This window comes from Actinophytocola xinjiangensis, from assembly GCF_001921215.1.
Classification (GTDB): domain Bacteria; phylum Actinomycetota; class Actinomycetes; order Mycobacteriales; family Pseudonocardiaceae; genus Actinophytocola; species Actinophytocola xinjiangensis.
Genome location: NZ_MSIF01000064.1, coordinates 1 through 1,022 on the forward strand (window position 1 = coordinate 1; position 1,022 = coordinate 1,022).

1 protein-coding gene is annotated in these 1,022 nt (G+C 66.9%); it reads right to left on the bottom strand.

The window, feature by feature from the left end:
- The coding region (locus BLA60_RS41815) for an acyltransferase domain-containing protein (protein ID WP_245812520.1) at positions 1-1,013 on the bottom strand (1,013 nt) is incomplete at its 3' end.
- Between the last annotated feature and the right edge of the window lie 9 nt (positions 1,014-1,022).

Below are 1,022 nucleotides of genomic sequence, written 5' to 3' on the forward strand. Positions count from 1 at the left end.
GCCTGAAAGACCGGGCCGTAACCGAACCCGGACTCGGCCAACAGCGAGTAGCAGTCCTCCACCGACACCGTGGCGGCGCCGAGCGGCGGCCACTGAGTTGTGTCGAACACGGCCGGTGCGCCGGTCTCGTCGGCGAACAGTCCGTTGGCGTGCAACTGCCATGGGTCGTCGCCCGCGTGCGCTGGCCGCGAGTGGACGGTGAAGGTGTCGCCGGTGACTCGTAGCTGTAGCTGGACGTCTCCGTGCTCGGTGAGGTCGAGCGGAGCGGCGAGCGTCAACTCCTCCACCCGACCACGACCGACATGATCAGCGGCGGCCACAGCCAGATCAAGCAACGCCGCACCAGCAACCACAACACGACCACCAACGGTGTGATCCACCAACCAGGGCAGCGCGGACACCGACAGCAGCGACGTGAACACGACATCATCGGAGTCGGCCAACGCGACCACGGCGCCGAGCAGCGGGTGCCCGGAGTCGGTCAGGTCGCCGGTCGGGCGGGAACCGTGCGGCCAGAACCATGCATGGTGGAAGGCGTAGGTGGGCAGGTCGACACGGTGAGCCCCGGTGTAGAGCGGCGCCCAGTCGACGTGTGTGCCGGTGACGTGCAGTCGCGCGAGACCGGTGAGCAACGCCGTCGGCTCGTCCCGGTCCCTGCGCAGCAACGGAATCCCGTCCACCAACGCCGACAGCGTCCCGTCCGGGCCGATCTCCAGGAACGTGTCCGCCTCCGCCGCCGCGACATCGTCGGCAAACCGCACAGTCTCGCGGACATGCCGCACCCAGTACTCCAGGTTCGACACATCCTTCACCAACGGCACCACCGGCTCACGGAACGCAATCCCGGCAATCGCCTCCCGGAAGTCATCCAACATCGGATCCATCAACGGCGAATGGAACGCATGCGACACTCGCAGCCGCCTGTGCTCACGGTCACCCACCGCCGCCATGACCTCAGCCTCAACACCAGCCAACACAACATTGTCCGGACCATTGACCGCCGCGACCGACACACCATCCGT